At 44.0% G+C, this 15,577-nt stretch carries 18 protein-coding genes; 14 read left to right on the top strand and 4 right to left on the bottom strand.

Annotated features, from left to right (window positions below; genetic code table 11):
• Positions 1-62 precede the first annotated feature (62 nt).
• The 3 genes from spoIVA to CEF21_RS21325 all read left to right on the top strand — a co-directional run bounded on the left by spoIVA (position 63) and on the right by CEF21_RS21325 (position 3,362).
• Positions 63-1,541: a stage IV sporulation protein A gene (gene spoIVA / locus CEF21_RS13855; RefSeq protein WP_123917301.1), complete on the top strand. Its 1,479-nt coding sequence runs from the start codon at positions 63-65 to the stop codon at positions 1,539-1,541.
• Positions 1,542-1,821: 280 nt separating this feature from the next.
• Positions 1,822-3,171: an ArsB/NhaD family transporter gene (locus CEF21_RS13850; RefSeq protein WP_123917299.1), complete on the top strand. Its 1,350-nt coding sequence runs from the start codon at positions 1,822-1,824 to the stop codon at positions 3,169-3,171.
• Between the two features lie 35 nt (positions 3,172-3,206).
• Positions 3,207-3,362, top strand: a complete 156-nt coding sequence (locus tag CEF21_RS21325) for a hypothetical protein (RefSeq protein ID WP_164462193.1) — start codon at positions 3,207-3,209, stop codon at positions 3,360-3,362.
• Between the two features lie 32 nt (positions 3,363-3,394).
• Here CEF21_RS21325 and CEF21_RS13845 read toward each other — a convergent pair whose 3' ends face one another.
• From CEF21_RS13845 to CEF21_RS21320, 4 genes are all read right to left on the bottom strand, one after another.
• On the bottom strand, positions 3,395-4,054 hold the full coding sequence (locus CEF21_RS13845; RefSeq protein ID WP_123917297.1) for a DUF2642 domain-containing protein: 660 nt from the start codon (positions 4,052-4,054) through the stop codon (positions 3,395-3,397).
• A 35-nt stretch (positions 4,055-4,089) separates the two neighbouring features.
• A complete protein-coding gene (locus tag CEF21_RS13840) occupies positions 4,090-5,025 on the bottom strand; it encodes a DUF2642 domain-containing protein (RefSeq protein ID WP_164462192.1) in 936 nt (311 codons plus the stop codon).
• 128 nt (positions 5,026-5,153) lie between these two features.
• Positions 5,154-6,260 (bottom strand): CotH kinase family protein, encoded by a 1,107-nt coding sequence (locus tag CEF21_RS13835; protein ID WP_241156677.1) that lies wholly within the window; start codon positions 6,258-6,260, stop codon positions 5,154-5,156.
• Between the two features lie 153 nt (positions 6,261-6,413).
• Complete coding sequence (locus CEF21_RS21320) at positions 6,414-6,803, bottom strand: hypothetical protein (protein WP_164462191.1); 390 nt, start codon at positions 6,801-6,803, stop codon at positions 6,414-6,416.
• Positions 6,804-7,211: 408 nt separating this feature from the next.
• Between CEF21_RS21320 and hbs the strand changes: the two genes are divergently transcribed.
• The 11 genes from hbs to aroH all read left to right on the top strand — a co-directional run bounded on the left by hbs (position 7,212) and on the right by aroH (position 15,570).
• On the top strand, positions 7,212-7,490 hold the full coding sequence (gene hbs, locus CEF21_RS13825) for a non-specific DNA-binding protein Hbs (RefSeq protein ID WP_035408626.1): 279 nt from the start codon (positions 7,212-7,214) through the stop codon (positions 7,488-7,490).
• Between the two features lie 251 nt (positions 7,491-7,741).
• Entirely contained in the window at positions 7,742-8,308 is a 567-nt protein-coding gene (gene folE, locus CEF21_RS13820) for a GTP cyclohydrolase I FolE (protein ID WP_123917291.1), read from the top strand.
• A 34-nt stretch (positions 8,309-8,342) separates the two neighbouring features.
• Positions 8,343-8,570 (top strand): trp RNA-binding attenuation protein MtrB, encoded by a 228-nt coding sequence (mtrB, locus tag CEF21_RS13815; RefSeq protein ID WP_123917289.1) that lies wholly within the window; start codon positions 8,343-8,345, stop codon positions 8,568-8,570.
• Between the two features lie 175 nt (positions 8,571-8,745).
• A complete protein-coding gene (locus CEF21_RS13810) occupies positions 8,746-9,561 on the top strand; it encodes a heptaprenyl diphosphate synthase component 1 (RefSeq protein WP_123917287.1) in 816 nt (271 codons plus the stop codon).
• A gap of 2 nt (positions 9,562-9,563) precedes the next feature.
• Positions 9,564-10,274 (top strand): demethylmenaquinone methyltransferase, encoded by a 711-nt coding sequence (locus CEF21_RS13805; protein ID WP_123917285.1) that lies wholly within the window; start codon positions 9,564-9,566, stop codon positions 10,272-10,274.
• A 24-nt stretch (positions 10,275-10,298) separates the two neighbouring features.
• Positions 10,299-11,261 carry a heptaprenyl diphosphate synthase component II gene (hepT, locus tag CEF21_RS13800; RefSeq protein WP_123917283.1) on the top strand — a complete coding sequence of 321 codons (963 nt, stop codon included), beginning with the start codon at positions 10,299-10,301 and terminating at the stop codon, positions 11,259-11,261.
• 101 nt (positions 11,262-11,362) lie between these two features.
• Complete coding sequence (gene ndk, locus CEF21_RS13795) at positions 11,363-11,809, top strand: nucleoside-diphosphate kinase (RefSeq protein ID WP_123917281.1); 447 nt, start codon at positions 11,363-11,365, stop codon at positions 11,807-11,809.
• Positions 11,810-12,056: 247 nt separating this feature from the next.
• Positions 12,057-12,824: a CheR family methyltransferase gene (locus CEF21_RS13790; protein ID WP_123917279.1), complete on the top strand. Its 768-nt coding sequence runs from the start codon at positions 12,057-12,059 to the stop codon at positions 12,822-12,824.
• Between the two features lie 93 nt (positions 12,825-12,917).
• On the top strand, positions 12,918-14,090 hold the full coding sequence (gene aroC / locus CEF21_RS13785) for a chorismate synthase (RefSeq protein WP_123917277.1): 1,173 nt from the start codon (positions 12,918-12,920) through the stop codon (positions 14,088-14,090).
• On the top strand, positions 14,090-15,181 hold the full coding sequence (aroB, locus tag CEF21_RS13780) for a 3-dehydroquinate synthase (protein WP_123917275.1): 1,092 nt from the start codon (positions 14,090-14,092) through the stop codon (positions 15,179-15,181). The genes aroC and aroB overlap by 1 nt, the downstream gene beginning before the upstream one ends.
• Positions 15,178-15,570, top strand: coding sequence for a chorismate mutase (gene aroH / locus CEF21_RS13775; protein WP_123917273.1), 393 nt, complete (start codon positions 15,178-15,180; stop codon positions 15,568-15,570). The genes aroB and aroH overlap by 4 nt, the downstream gene beginning before the upstream one ends.
• Positions 15,571-15,577: the final 7 nt, after the last annotated feature.

The raw sequence follows: 15,577 nt of genomic DNA, 5'->3' as shown, positions 1-15,577 counted from the left end.
GTGTCCTTAAAATGTGAAAAAAAACGGGGTATCCCAATATAGCTAAACCGGGAGGGGATCGCTTGGAAAAGGTAGATATTTTTAAAGATATTGCTGAACGCACCGGCGGTGATATTTATCTTGGCGTAGTCGGAGCAGTCAGAACGGGAAAATCTACATTTATTAAGAAATTTATGGAGCTAGTGGTTCTTCCGAACATCGGCAGCGAGGCGGATAAAGCGCGTGCCCAGGATGAACTGCCTCAAAGTGCAGCCGGCAGGACCATTATGACAACAGAACCGAAATTTGTACCAAATCAAGCGGTCAGTGTTCATGTGGAAGACGGGCTGGAAGTGAATATCAGGCTTGTCGATTGTGTGGGGTATACGGTACCGGGGGCAAAAGGATATGAAGATGAAAACGGGCCAAGGATGATTACAACTCCATGGTATGAAGAGCCGATCCCGTTCCATGAAGCTGCTGAAATCGGAACCCGGAAAGTCATTCAGGAGCATTCAACCATTGGAGTTGTCGTAACAACAGATGGATCGATTGGTGAAATTCCGAGAACAGATTATATCGAAGCCGAAGAACGTGTCATTGATGAGCTGAAAGAAGTAGGAAAACCATTTATTATGGTCATCAATACGGTCCAGCCTTATCACCCGGATACGGAGAGACTGAAGCAGCAGCTGAACGAAAAGTACGACATACCCGTACTTGCGATGAGTGTTGAAAGCATGAGGGACAGTGATGTTATGAATGTCCTGAGAGAGGCGCTGTATGAGTTTCCGGTGCTTGAAGTGAACGTGAATCTTCCGAGCTGGGTTATGGTGCTTAGAGAAAACCACTGGCTGCGTGAAAGCTATCAGGAAGCGGTTAAAGACACGGTAAAAGATATCAAGCGCTTAAGAGATGTAGACAGAGTCGTCAGCTTTTTCAGTGAATATGAATTTATTGAACGAGCGAGTCTTGCGGGGATTGAAATGGGCCAGGGAATTGCTGAGATTGATTTGTATGCACCTGATTATCTTTATGATGATATCCTCCGGGAAGTGGTTGGAGTTGAAATTAGAGGAAAGGACCATCTCCTCCAGCTGATGCAGGATTTTGCTTATGCGAAAGCGGAATATGATCAGGTGTCGGATGCCCTCCGGATGGTAAAACAGACAGGTTACGGTGTCGCTGCACCTGCGCTGTCGGATATGAGCCTTGATGAACCGGAGATCATCCGTCAGGGATCCAGGTTCGGAGTCAGACTGAAAGCGGTCGCCCCTTCAATTCATATGATAAAAGTAGATGTAGAATCAGAGTTTTCTCCGATCATTGGAACGGAAAAACAAAGTGAGGAGCTTGTACGCTACTTAATGCAGGATTTTGAGGATGATCCGCTGTCCATCTGGAATTCCGATATTTTCGGGCGCTCACTCAGCTCCATTGTCCGGGAAGGCATTCAGGCAAAGCTTTCGCTCATGCCAGAGAATGCAAGATATAAGCTAAAAGAAACGCTCGAACGAATTATTAATGAAGGATCAGGCGGACTGATCGCAATCATCCTATAAAACAAATGACCCGTCCACTATGGAGACGGGTTTTTTTGTGCGTACATATATAGTGGATATATATATCCGAAAGCACATACACAGCTTGCGGGGCTGATATCCGGATAATGATGCCGGCTGTTTGACGGATGCCTGGATTCCGTCCGCAGCCTTCATAGGAATCAGCGGATTTTACAGCCAATAGGTATTATTATCAGGCAATTATTTGATAGTCTCATATAAATACAGTACGGGTGATGGAGCAAGACAAGCGTTTATTGAAAGAGAGAGGGGGAACACCATGATATTTTCACCCGGCTTTGCCGCTGCAACGATTATTTTCCTATTTACGATGATACTTGTCATTACAAGGCCGATGAAGCTTAATGAAGCGATTTATTCGAGCGCAGGAGCCCTGATAGTCGTCCTGCTTGGGATTGTATCCCTCTCTGATATTTCGCAAATCTATTTTAAAATAGAAGATGCGTCCATAACCATCATTTCCAACTTCATTCTCGCTTTAATATTGGATAAAATCGGCTTTTTCCAGCTGGTCGCAGAGTATTTAATTAAACGGTCCCGAAATTCGGGGATAAGGCTTTTCTGGCTGACTGCAGGTTTAAGTTATCTAATGACGCTTCTTTTTAACAATGATGGATGTATATTGATTTTAACTCCGCTGCTGATTAAACTTCTGAATGCCACTTCCTTTAAAAAGCATGAGAAGATTCCCATTCTGCTGACGAGTGCGCTGATCGCTACGGCATCAAGTGCTCCCATCGGAGTCAGCAATGTGGTCAATTTAGTTGCACTAAAGATTATTGGAATGTCCCTGCATGAACATGTATGGATGATGTTTCTTCCGGCCACAATGGGAGTGGTTTTTCTCACCTTCCTTTTATATGTATTGTTTAGGAAAAAAATCCCGAAGCAATTTCATTCAGGATCCGTGACGTTTGATTCCAGCAGATTCCATCATCCGCTTAAACCAGTGCCACAGGCAAAAATCAATTCCCGCCATGTGGTTCTAATCTGCTGTTTTATTTTAGGAATGAGGTTAGTTCTGATCAGCAGTTCTCTCCTCGGCCTGTCCCTGTCCTTTCTTTCTATCGCAGGTGTTCTGCTGCTGTATATGCTAACCCGGAAAAATTATCAGATTTCAATGAGAAAAACATTGGCTAAGGCACCGTGGCATGTGTTTATATTCGCTTTTTCAATGTATATCCTCATTTTCTCTTTAAACAACGTGGGGATTACAGCTGAACTGACGAAATATTTAACGGATATCGTTGAGCAAATGCCTCTTGTGGAGTCATCTATGACCATTGCTTTAGTCACGTCTGTTCTCTCAAATTTGATCAATAATCATCCGGCGTTGATGCTGATGATGCTTGCCTTATCGGATGCTCACTTGAGTCCGGTCATTCTGAAAGCATCATACATGGCGATTATTATCGGCAGTGACATCGGGTCTCTTGTAACACCGATTGGAACCCTGGCTACCATGCTGTGGATGTTCATCCTTAAAGAGAACGGGATAAAATTCAAATGGAAAAGCTATTTGAAAATAACCATTCTTGTGATTCCGCTTACGACTGCAGCTACTGTATTCTTCTTGCTCGGCTGGATTTACCTTAATATGATTATGTAATGGGTGAGAAATCCATAAAGGCAGGAAATAGCCAAATGGAAAACCCAGGTGCGCTGACTGTAATGAGCGATCCTGGGTATTTGTTTTATATGGAGGATTTTAAAGCGGGTATTGAAAAGCTGAAACACCGGCAGCTGCCGGAACATTCTGCATGGAAACAGCGGGAATTGCGATTCACATTTCACGTATAAAACAGGAGAAAAGCTAGGAAATGACTTTCAGTTTATGGCAAATGGGCGGCTTTAACGTGGCTGATTTTCAAATAGATAGGCTGGCCGTCGGCTTTGATCAGCTCCATCATATTTTGATCAATATTCTTAAGCAATCCAAGCTTATCCGGGTTTTCCGCCAAATCAAAAACAATCATTTGTCCGACTTGTTTTTTTAGTTGCTCTTCTAAATTCCGGCTGACGCTCAGTCCTGCGATGGTCACAGGCAATTCCCGGCTGTTCAGAGTATATGGAGAGGTGTTGGCAGGATAAGGAATCAGCCATTTTAAATGATGAAGGGAGATAAACACATTTTTAAAGACTGGAGAATAAAAAACCAGATAATCATTTAAAACGTTTGTGATATATCCGTGCAGGGATTTATTTCCGGTTACATAAATTTCTGTAAAGATTCCCTTTGCCTGATTCAGGGTTTTCCGGTAGGAGATCTGCTCATCACCTTGCAGAGGCATTGCCGGAGGATCTCCCTGTGCATCTTCGAATTCATTTGTCTGCTGAATACTGTGCAAGTGCAGAAGGGGGATATATAGGTGCTGGGTCCCGTTGAATAGTACAATGATGTCAAGTCCTGCGTCTACTAGGTGGCCGAAAAATTTTACTTTGCCCGTGATTTCTGCTTCAACCGGTTTTCCAATCAGCTGTGTGTAAGTCAACGGATGCTCCTCCTTATTTGACGGGTTTGGCTATTTTATCGTTTCCAGTGAAAATCAACCGTTTTCGTTACTTGAGTATACACTCTGTCGCGCTCAGGTTCGCGTCTCTTATCATCCTGCTTGCTTTTTTGCTCATCAGATTGAGCGCTGTTGTTTTGATTTTGATTTCCATTTTCAGCTGCTTCCTGGCTGCTGTTTTCTTCACTGTTTTCTTCATTGTTTGCATTTTTCGCTTTAATGCTTCTTACATGGCCGGGTTCAATGATAACGGCTTCTTTCTTTCCTTCAAGGACATATCTGCCTTTTGTGTGTTCATTCAGCATGCCTTCCGCTTTTTCAGGTCCTCCGCTGTGGACGGCGATTTCTGTGCCTTTCAGGACCTGGAAAAGACGGTCATAGCTGTGGGCAAGATAGTATTCATCTTCACACCCGCAATCCTCTTCCTGATTGTTCCCGTTTTTATCATCTTTGCTGACAATTCCGGCCACGCTTTTAATATGATACATGCTGATGTAGAGAATATCTTTCTTTGACTTAACGATCACATAATCGCTTTTTACATCGAGAAGCAGCCCCTTAACAGAGTCCGGTCCTCCCTGGTTGATTTGAATTTGTTCTCCTGCATGCATGCGGAGCAGGCTCCGGAAACTGCGTGAAAAGTAATAGTCAGGGATTTCCTGTGTTTTCCCCTCTTTTTCCTTTTCTGCTTCTTCCGGCACTTCGTTTTCTGCTTCTTCAGCTGCTGTTTCTTCTTCCTGTTCGGCATTGGATTCTGACGTCACACTTTTAACGTGGTGAAGCTGGTAATAAACAACCGGGCTTTTAGGACCTGGTTTTTCTACTGCTAAAACGAGAAAATCCGTTCCTAAATCAAGCAGCCTTCCTTTTTTGGCTTCGGGGCCCCCGCGATTAATTTTAACGGTTTCGCCGACATACGTTTTCCAGTATCTCGAGTTTTGATTTTGTTTCATCAGTCTTCCTCCTCGGAAAATGTCCATAGTGGTTATTTATAATGCATTTATACTCACCCATGGGATGAGATGAACCTATACATAAACCCAAATTTACAGAAAAACACCTAAAATGGTTCTTTTGCCTATTACCATCCCTTTTTGGACAGTTCGGCGGATAAATACGTGTTTCTAGCCTGGATGAAAGCTTTGATAAAATCCGGTTCCTGCGTAAATTCCTTCATGTATTTACCGGTATAGGGATCAGTTTCAACGGCCTTTTCCAAAAGGCCATAAAGATCATCGATAGCAGGAGACAGCGCGTCTATTGTGAACGACCCAGCTAATAACGTCCGCATAAGCCCGGCGTACATTTCCCTGAACGATTCAATGGCCAGAAGTCTTGCTGAAAGGGTATTAAAGCCTTCAAGCCGGACATACTCCGCCCCCATATCTATGCCGTTGACATCTCTGCCGAAAGTAGCGTCATAATCCCAGGGGATGATCATAAACTGCCCTGTTTCTTCCTTCAGAATCAGTCCGTAGTTGTGAACAAATCCATCGAAGTTTTGCAGGCATACCACCCCTGCAAGCCAGGTCAGATACTGCCTGACATTCATATAATCCGAAATCCGGCTTTCAAATTCATGATGGGAGGCAGTATTCGTAAAGAGGATAAACTCCGTTAATCGTGTCATGGCGCTTTTCTTTCCGGATTTTAGTTCATATCCCTGGAGCAGGCTTTTTTTCAGTGAACGGTCAAGATCGCTGTATAAAGAAAAGTTGGCATCACCATCTACTGCATAAATAATGGAGCATGGAGAAAGATTCTGTTTTTCTGCAAAATCTTCATTCACAGATTCAAGCTTCAAATACACGCCCTCGTACTTTCCATTCATAAAAAATTTTACGTATTCTGCATGCGGAACAATTAAGCCGATTTCTTTCAAAAAGATAAAAGAGAGCGCATTCCTCATAAATGAGGGATCATAAAATTCTGCATTTAAGTGGAACTCCCGTTCGGATTTTCCTTTGTTTCCCTGTGCATTTTGAATGAAATAGGATTTTTTCTTTGCCTTCCTTGTATGAGCGCCTCTATAGGCTATTTCTGCGTGCACGGAGGCCTTATCCTGAAAGGAAAACGTAATCGGAAGGGGGTCGTCATTCCAGACGTCTCTTTTCAAATCTGTCAGATGGCGGGGGCTGATCGAGCAATTTAACTTCTTTAGAAAATAATCCGGGTCTTTCATCATCATCACACCTTTATGGTTATCCCTTTCCCATCCTATGACGGGACAGCTCATGATGGTTAAAGGGCAAACGTATAATTTTCCTCTCACAGGGCAGCAAACCAATCAAAAGGGTCTGCAGATGAGTATGCTGAAGCATAAAGATTAAAGGGGGTTAGTTCATGACACAGCATGATATTTTTGAGGCTCATCTGCTTGCACTTGAAAACGGACTTGAAGGATTCCTTCATCAGGATCCATCTGAAGCAGAGTTGGAAGAAATGTTATTGATGCCGCCTGGAAGAAGCCGCCGCTCCGGAAGAGGATCACGGAGAGGAAGCCGCCGCTCCGGAAGAGGATCACGGAGAGGAAGCCGCCGCTCCGGAAGAGGATCACGGAGAGGAAGCCGCCGCTCTGGAAGAGGATCACGGAGAGGAAGCCGCCGTTCTGGAAGAGGATCACGGAGAGGAAGCCGCCGTTCCGGAAGAGGATCACGGAGAGGAAGCCGCCGCTCTGGAAGAGGATCACAGCGGGGGACACGCGGTATGAGAGGGAGCGGAAATTCTCCATGGGTTTGCCGTTCAATCCGCAGACGCGGTTTTATGCAATAAAGAGAAAAAAGGCTGGTTTTATACAGCCTTTTTTTGTTGACATAATACAGGATTTTAGACTGAATCCTCTTCAAAATTCTCTCAAACCCTTTAATATCAAGGAATTTAGCGATAATTTCTTGCACAGGGAAATCAATTATGATAATCTACTATCAGCATTGAGAGAATTATTTCTCTTTAATGGTCAGATTTGCCTGTAACATGCGCATTTTCAGCGGAAAATCATTGAATTCTCTTTTATTATCCGTTAAGATAAGCGTGTTAACAGTAAAAGCTTGATATGACGTATATTTCAAGTGATTTCTGTGAAGAAATGTAATAACAGCATGACTGTTATTCTACCCATTCTTGGGAGGAGGTGAAAGGCATGAACAAAACAGAACTAATCAATGCAGTAGCTGAAGCTAGCGAACTTTCTAAAAAGGACGCTACTAAAGCAGTTGAATCCGTATTCGATACCATCCTTGATGCGTTGAAAGACGGCGATAAAGTACAGCTTATCGGTTTTGGTAACTTCGAAGTTCGCGAGCGCGCTGCCCGTAAAGGACGCAACCCTCAAACTGGTGAAGAAATCGAAATCCCTGCAAGCAAAGTGCCTGCATTCAAACCAGGTAAAGCACTTAAAGATGCTGTTGCTGGCAAATAAGGTTTTATTTGTGTATGGCATAAGCAAATACATACACGTTTCTTCACAGATAGCCCCTTTTTAAAGGGGCTTTTCATTTGTCATTATACATAGATTCGAGACGGTATACATTGTCAGAGCCCCTCTGATTGGCAGGGCGTTTAAAAAGCATCGGAGAGGACACCGGCTTTGCTTTTAAACTCATGAATGTGCTAGAATCTGAATCAAACGAACGAAAATGACTATTTGTTTTGTTAGCAGGAGGCAGCTATATGACAGAAATTAATCATGGAAAAATAGAAGAAGCGGTACGATCTATTCTTGAAGCGATTGGAGAAGATCCGAATCGTGAAGGTCTTCTGGATACCCCGAAAAGGGTAGCGCGCATGTATGCGGAAATTTTCGCCGGTTTAAATGAAGATCCTTCCGAACATTTCAAAACAATTTTCGGTGAAGATCATGAAGAACTTGTCCTGATAAAAGATATTCCGTTTTATTCGGTCTGCGAGCATCATTTAGTGCCTTTTTATGGCCATGCTCATGTGGCATACATTCCTCAGGGCGGGAAAGTAACAGGATTAAGCAAAATTGCCAGAGCGGTAGAATCGGTTGCAAAGCGGCCGCAGCTGCAGGAACGGATTACATCCACAGTCGCCGACAGTATTTTACATACGCTAGAGCCGCATGGAGTAATGGTTGTAGTGGAAGCAGAACATATGTGCATGACGATGCGGGGCGTAAAAAAACCGGGATCCAAGACCATTACCTCGGCCGTAAGGGGAGTCTTCCAAAATGATCAGGCTGCAAGAGCTGAAGTCCTTTCATTGATCCGGAGCTAATAAGAAAATTACAAAAGATAGGGTGGCGAACAGGATGAAAAATCCGGCTAATGATTTTGTCGTGATTAAAGCGATAGAAGACGGAGTACACGTTATCGGTTTAACCCGGGGTTCTGATACGAGATTTCATCATTCCGAAAAATTGGACAAAGGTGAAGTGATGATTGCCCAGTTTACCGAGCATACATCCGCTATTAAAGTGCGGGGGAGCGCGAAAATCCTTACAAGCCACGGCGAAATGGAAAGCGATCCTAGAAAATGAGCAAGGGCTGCGCATAGAGATGGCGGGAATGTAAGCCTGTCTCTAAGCGCCCGCTCCCGGGGGAAGTTTATTTCGGGAATAAATGAACAGGTTATGATATAATAAATTCTGCCGGTCTTGGCTTTTACGTCTTTGCTAGCAGGTCGAATGACGATCAAATGATTAGGGGACAAGGGTGATTTCTTTGCAGAACATCTATGAAACATTGGCGGAATTAAAAGAGCGACTAAATCTGAAGTTGAGCCATCCTTATTTGGCGCGCTTTTTATCTTCACCTGTAGTGGATGAAGATAAACTGCTTCTATTTTATGCAATTTTAGATGAAGCTCCTGTAACAGAAGAGGAAAAGAAAAATTATACGGTCACAGCGATGCTTGTCCAGATTGCCCTTGATACCCATGATAATGTAACGACTTCCGGCAATGTAGAGAGAGGGCAGTTTTTTAAACGGCAGCTTACAGTCCTTGCGGGGGACTATTATAGCGGCCTTTATTATTCTTTACTGGCCGAAATGAATGACGTTATGATGGTTCGAACGTTAGCAACGGCGATAAAAGAAATTAATGAACACAAAATAAGACTGTATGAGTCAGCCGATTTGGATATGGAAGAAGCAGTTAAAAGCATGCTCGTTATTGAGACAGCTCTTTGCCAGCACCTTTCAGATCACTTTGGCATTGATTTATGGAAAGCCGTTTCAAAGAAATTCTTATCCTTTAAGCGGCTGTCTGCAGAAAAAGCAAAAATGGCAGCTGGCAGCTCGCAGATGGTGAAAGGATTTTCTTCAGGGAAAATAACGTTTCAGGAAATGGATGCAGTAAAAAGCGATTTGGTAAAGCGGTGCAATTTTTATTTTGACGAAGCAGTCTCCCTGGTGGAAAGAAGTCTTGAAAGCTCGAATACATTGAAGCACGCCCTGCTTGGCAGGCTCGAAAACATCAAGTTTCATGAGGATTCTCTGTCAGGCAAGCTTGCGGAAGAAGGGTTTTAAAAATGCAGCAATCTAAAGAAGAACGAGTGCATGGGGTATTTGAAAAAATATCGCCTCATTATGATAAAATGAATTCGGTCATCAGCTTTCAGCGGCATGTGGCGTGGCGCAAAGAAACGATGAAACGAATGAATGTCCAGCCGGGAGAAACCGCACTGGATGTATGCTGCGGCACGGCAGACTGGACGCTTGCGCTTGGAGAAGCAGCAGGTCCCTCAGGCAAAGCAGTCGGACTGGATTTCAGCCGGAATATGCTTTCGGTCGGGCAGGAAAAGGTTAAGTCTTCAGGTATGAAGCAAGTATCCCTGCTTCATGGCAATGCCATGAAACTTCCTTTTGAGGATGACTCTTTTGATTATGTCACAATCGGATTCGGGTTAAGGAACGTTCCCGACTATATGACTGTCCTTAAAGAAATGCAGAGAGTAGTAAAACCAGGCGGAAAAGTGGTCTGCCTTGAAACATCCCAGCCGGAGATGCCGGGATTCAAGCAGCTTTACTATGCCTATTTCCGGTATGTAATGCCTTTGTTCGGCAAAGTATTTGCAAAAAGCTTCAAAGAGTATTCATGGCTTCAGGAATCCGCAAGAGATTTCCCGGGAATGAAGGAGCTCGCGGATATGTTCAGGTCTGCCGGTTTGGAGAAGGTGGAAGTAAAACCTTTTACAGGCGGGGTAGCAGCGATGCATATGGGCACAAAGCCGGTTAAATAACACACTTGATTGTTGGTGGATGGAATGAAATTTAAAAATTTATATACGTTTTTAAACAAAGATCTGGATTTGATTGAACAGGAGCTTGAAAAAGTGGTTCAGTCAAACTATGCGATGCTGAGCGAAGCCGGGCTGGATATGCTTCAGGCAGGAGGAAAACGGATTCGTCCGGTATTTGTTCTCCTTTCCGGAATGTTTGGCGATTACCGTATCGAAAAAATTAAAGATGTGGCTGTTGCACTTGAAATTATCCACATGGCTACGCTCGTTCATGACGATGTAATTGATGATGCCGAGCTGAGAAGGGGAAAGCCAACGATTAAGGCGCGGTGGGATAACCGGATTGCTATGTACACAGGGGATTATCTGTTTGCTAAATCGCTTGAGCTTATGACCGAACTGCACGATCCTATCGCGCATAAAATTCTCTCACGCACAATTGTTGATGTTGTGGTAGGAGAAATTGAGCAGCTGAAGGATAAGTACCGGTATGAGCAATCTTTTAAAGATTACCTGAAAAGAATCAAAAGAAAAACGGCCATCTTGATTGCGACAAGCTGTCAGCTTGGAGCAATTGCTGCTGGAACCGACGAATTCCTGCATAAAAAGCTTTACCTCTTTGGCTATAATGTCGGCATGTCCTTTCAAATCATTGATGATATTCTTGATTTTACATCTACTGAAAAACAGCTTGGAAAACCAGTCGGCAGCGATCTTCTTCAAGGCAATATTACTCTGCCTGTGCTCATTGCCATGAAAGACAATGATTTGAAGGCAGAGATCATGAAGGTCGGACCATCAACAAAGCCGGATGAAATCAAGCCTCTGATTGAAGCGATAAAAAAATCAGGTGCGATTGAACAGTCCTATGAGGTGAGCAATCGATATTTGGAAAAAGCGTTTGCTCTTTTGAATGAGATGCCTTCAAATAAAGCGAGAAGCACCATGCATTCGATTGCCAAATATATTGGAAAAAGAAAAATTTGAATACTTTCTCCACTCCTGATTGAATAATTCCTGTAAAAGTGTTACGATTTTAAAGGGTAAATGAAAACCCATACATAATTTGACGGGGTGGAGAATTGTATATGGAAAAGACATTTTTGATGGTCAAACCTGATGGTGTTCAAAGGCAGTTAATCGGAGAAATTTTGCAAAGATTCGAAAGAAAGGGCTTTCAATTAGCCGGAGCGAAGCTTATGCAAATTTCACAGGAGCTTGCAGAACAGCATTACGGGGAACATAAGGGGAAAGGTTTTTATAATGAATTAGTGGATTTTATTACTTCAGGACCGGTATTTGCTATGGTATGGCAAGGGGAGAATGTCATTGAGACATCACGCCAGATGATGGGCAAAACCAATCCGAAGGAAGCTCTTCCCGGCACCATCAGAGGGGATTATGGTGTGATTGTCGGAAAGAATATTATTCACGGCTCTGACTCGCCCGAAAGCGCAGAGAGAGAAATTGATCTTTTCTTTAAGCAGGAAGAGCTTGTTGGGTATGAAAAACTAATGAATAGCTGCATTTATTAATACTTTGGTCAGCCTTCCGGGCTGGCCTTTTATTTTTGCCGATTCAATCGTTCGACAGTATATTCCTTCATCAGCATCTGTGAAGGGCAAAGAAGGTATTCCGGCCCTTCCGGCTGCCTTGGAAAATGAAAGAGGTTATGACTGAAAACCCTGCACTAAGCAGTCTGAAAGGGTGGTAAGGAGTGGCCGGTTCACGATATACTCATTGTAAAGTATTAGCAGAATGCAGGAAACAGGAGAAGAGACGATGGATGAATATCAGCTTTTTGCAAAAAATATGTATGAGTTAACCCGGATTGATTTGTCATTATATAAAGAAGCGCAAATGAAACGCCGTTTAACTTCTTTGTATGAAAAAAAAGGATTTGCTTCCTTTTCGCAATATTTCCAGGCAATAAAAAAAGAGGATTCTCTTTTGCTTGAATTCCTTGACCGGATGACGATTAACGTTTCCGAATTTTACCGGAACGGAAAACGGTGGGAGACTTTAGAAAAAACCATACTGCCTGAGCTCGCTTTAAAAACAGGCAGGCTTAAAATCTGGAGTGCTGCTTGTTCCACAGGTGAAGAACCATATACCCTGGCTATGATTTCAAAGAATCTTGGAGTATCCTCTCCGATGATTACCGCAACAGATTTAGACGAAAATGTGCTGGCTCGGGCAAAGCTCGGACTATATGCTGAAAGGTCGCTTAAAGAAGTACCTGTAACCAGTAAAAACCGGTTTTTTACGTCGAACGGGGATGCATTTGAAGTAAAAGAAGAGATAAAAAAAATGGTCCAGTTCAAAAAGCATAATCTGCTTTCAGATCCTTATGAAAATCAGCTGGATTTAATTGTCTGCCGAAATGTATTAATTTATTTCACAGAGGAAGCAAAAGAAATCATTTATCAAAAGTTCAGTCAGGCACTGAAAAAAGACGGATATTTGTTTGTGGGCAGTACGGAGCAGATTTTTCATCCGGACAGATACGGGTTTGAATCGGCTGAACCTTTTTTCTACCGCAAAAAATAGACAGATGCTACTTTTTATAAAAAAATTGTGGTATAGTGTTAACTAATCATTTACATACATAAAAGCGTTAACGCGTTGAAGGGAGAGATCACAATGAGGTATTTAACATCCGGGGAGTCACACGGTCCTCAGCTGACAGCGATATTAGAAGGAATCCCCGCAGGTCTGAGTCTTACTGCGGAGGACATCAATAGAGATTTGGCACGCAGACAAAAGGGATATGGCAGAGGACGCAGAATGCAAATCGAGAAGGATCAGGTGGTTATAGCCGGCGGGGTGCGCCATGGCAAAACGCTCGGTTCTCCGATTGCCCTCATTGTAGAAAATAAAGACTGGAAGCACTGGACGAAAATAATGGGGGCTGAGCCTCTGGAAGATATGGAAGATTCAGAGGTAAAAAGGCAGATCAGCCGACCGCGCCCGGGGCATGCGGATTTAAACGGGGCGATTAAGTATGGCCATCGGGATATGAGAAATGTATTAGAGAGATCTTCTGCCAGAGAAACGACAGTCCGTGTGGCTGCAGGAGCTGTGGCCAAACGGATCCTTGCTGAGTGCGGAATAAAAATCGCGGGACATGTCCTGGAAATCGGCGGAATCCGTTCCGGGCATCCTGCCTTTTCCGATGTTGATGAACTTTTAGCAAAAACAGAGGAATCTCCGGTACGATGTGCTGATGAAAAGGCGGCAGCCAAAATGATGGAGGCCATCGACCGTGCCAAGGAAAACGGCGATTCGATCGGCGGCATTGTAGAGGTGGTTGCGGAAGGAATGCCTCCGGGAGTGGGAAGCTACGTTCACTACGACCGGAAGCTCGATGCGAAAATTGCAGCTGCGATTATGAGCATCAATGCTTTTAAAGGAGCGGAAATCGGGATTGGATTTGAAGCTGGACGATTGTTCGGAAGTGAAGTTCATGATGAGATTGCCTGGGATCAGGAGCGCGGCTATTACCGGAAAACCAATCGTCTCGGCGGACTTGAAGGCGGAATGACCACCGGTATGCCAATCATAGCCCGCGGTGTCATGAAACCCATTCCAACGCTGTATAAACCATTGCAAAGTGTAGATATAGAGACGAAAGAACCGTTTTCGGCAAGCATTGAGCGTTCAGACAGCTGTGCAGTCCCTGCTGCAAGTGTTGTGGCGGAAGCAGTTGTCGCATGGGAGCTTGCTGCAGCGATTACGGAACAATTCGGCCAGGACAGAATGGATCTCATCCGGGAAAACGCTGAAAAAATGCGCCAGCGTGCGAGGGAATTTTAATGGAAGCTGTCACCGTTGCGTCGGCTGATCATTCCTACCAGGTTATAATCGGTAACGGGGCCTTGTCATCTTTTAAACATGTACTCACGGACTCCGGGATAAAACCTGAGAAAATTCTTCTCATTACGGATGATGAAGTTTATCGCCTGTATGGGGAAAAAGTGAAAGCATCCCTATGTGAATATGCACCCGTTGAGGTAATGGCTGTTCCAAATGGAGAAGAAGCAAAATCCTTTGAGCAGTATTATGCAATTCTTTCATATGCGCTTGAAATAGGACTGGACAGGAAAAGCATGATTGCCGCTCTTGGAGGGGGAGTTGTGGGAGACCTTGCGGGGTTTGCTGCTGCCACTTTCATGAGAGGCATTCCGTTTATCCAGATTCCAACGACACTCCTCGCCCACGATAGTGCAGTCGGAGGCAAGACCGGTATCAATCATCCTAAAGGGAAGAATATGATCGGCGCTTTCCATCAGCCCAAAGCGGTCTTTTATCATCCTGAATTTCTGGCATCCCTTCCGGACAGAGAGATGCGTTCGGGTATGGCAGAGGTCATCAAACATGCGCTGATTGCAAATCCGTCTTTCCTGTCATGGCTGCAAAAGGACCTGACCGCTGTCAGGAGTCCGAATGAAGAACAGCTCATTAAGATGATTACGGAAGGCATTCGGGTAAAAGCAGCTATTGTGTCTGAAGATGAAAAAGAAACCGGAGTCAGGGCTTTTTTGAATTTTGGCCATACGCTCGGCCATGCCATTGAAGCAGCGCTCGGGTATGGAAAGATTACGCACGGTGATGCAGTTGCCCAGGGCATGCTTTTTGCTTCCTGGCTAAGTGAAAAGGAACTAGGTTCGAGCATTTATTATACAGAACATAAAATGTGGTTTAAGGAGATCGGTTTTCCCGTTGCGATTCCAGAAAAAGTTCGTACGGAAGAACTGGTTTCCTATATGCTCAAAGATAAGAAATCGGCATCTGGAAACGTGAATATGGTGCTCCTTGAAGAAATCGGATCTCCGGTGATTCATTCTTTTCTTCCTGTGAGACTGCAGGAATTGCTTGAGCAGTATCGAAAGGAGGAGCTGAATTGATAAGAGGGATTAGAGGGGCTACAACAGCTTCTGAAAACACCGTTCAATCTGTATTAAGTTCAGCGGAGGAGCTTTATAAAAAAATGGCGGCTGACAATCAAATTGTTCCTGAAAAAGTCAGCAGTGTCCTTGTGACGGTGACGAAGGATCTGGATGCGGCATTTCCGGCAAAAGCATTGAGAGAATTAACAGGCTGGAACCATGTTCCGGTTATGTGCATGGCTGAAATTGACGTTCCCGGGGCCTTGCAAAAATGCATCAGGGTCATGATGCATGTGGAAACGGATTTGAACCAAAATGAAGTACAGCATGTATATCTGAAAGGCGCATCTGTTTTAAGACCGGACTTGACAAATTCCAGGCAAGAATCTTCTCCATTGACAGAGTAGAGGGAAC

This window comes from Bacillus sp. FJAT-42376 (assembly GCF_003816055.1).
In the GTDB taxonomy this organism is placed as follows: Bacteria; Bacillota; Bacilli; order Bacillales; family Bacillaceae; genus Metabacillus_B.
Note: the sequence above shows the minus strand (reverse complement) of the source record. Positions and strands in the feature narration are given on the sequence as shown.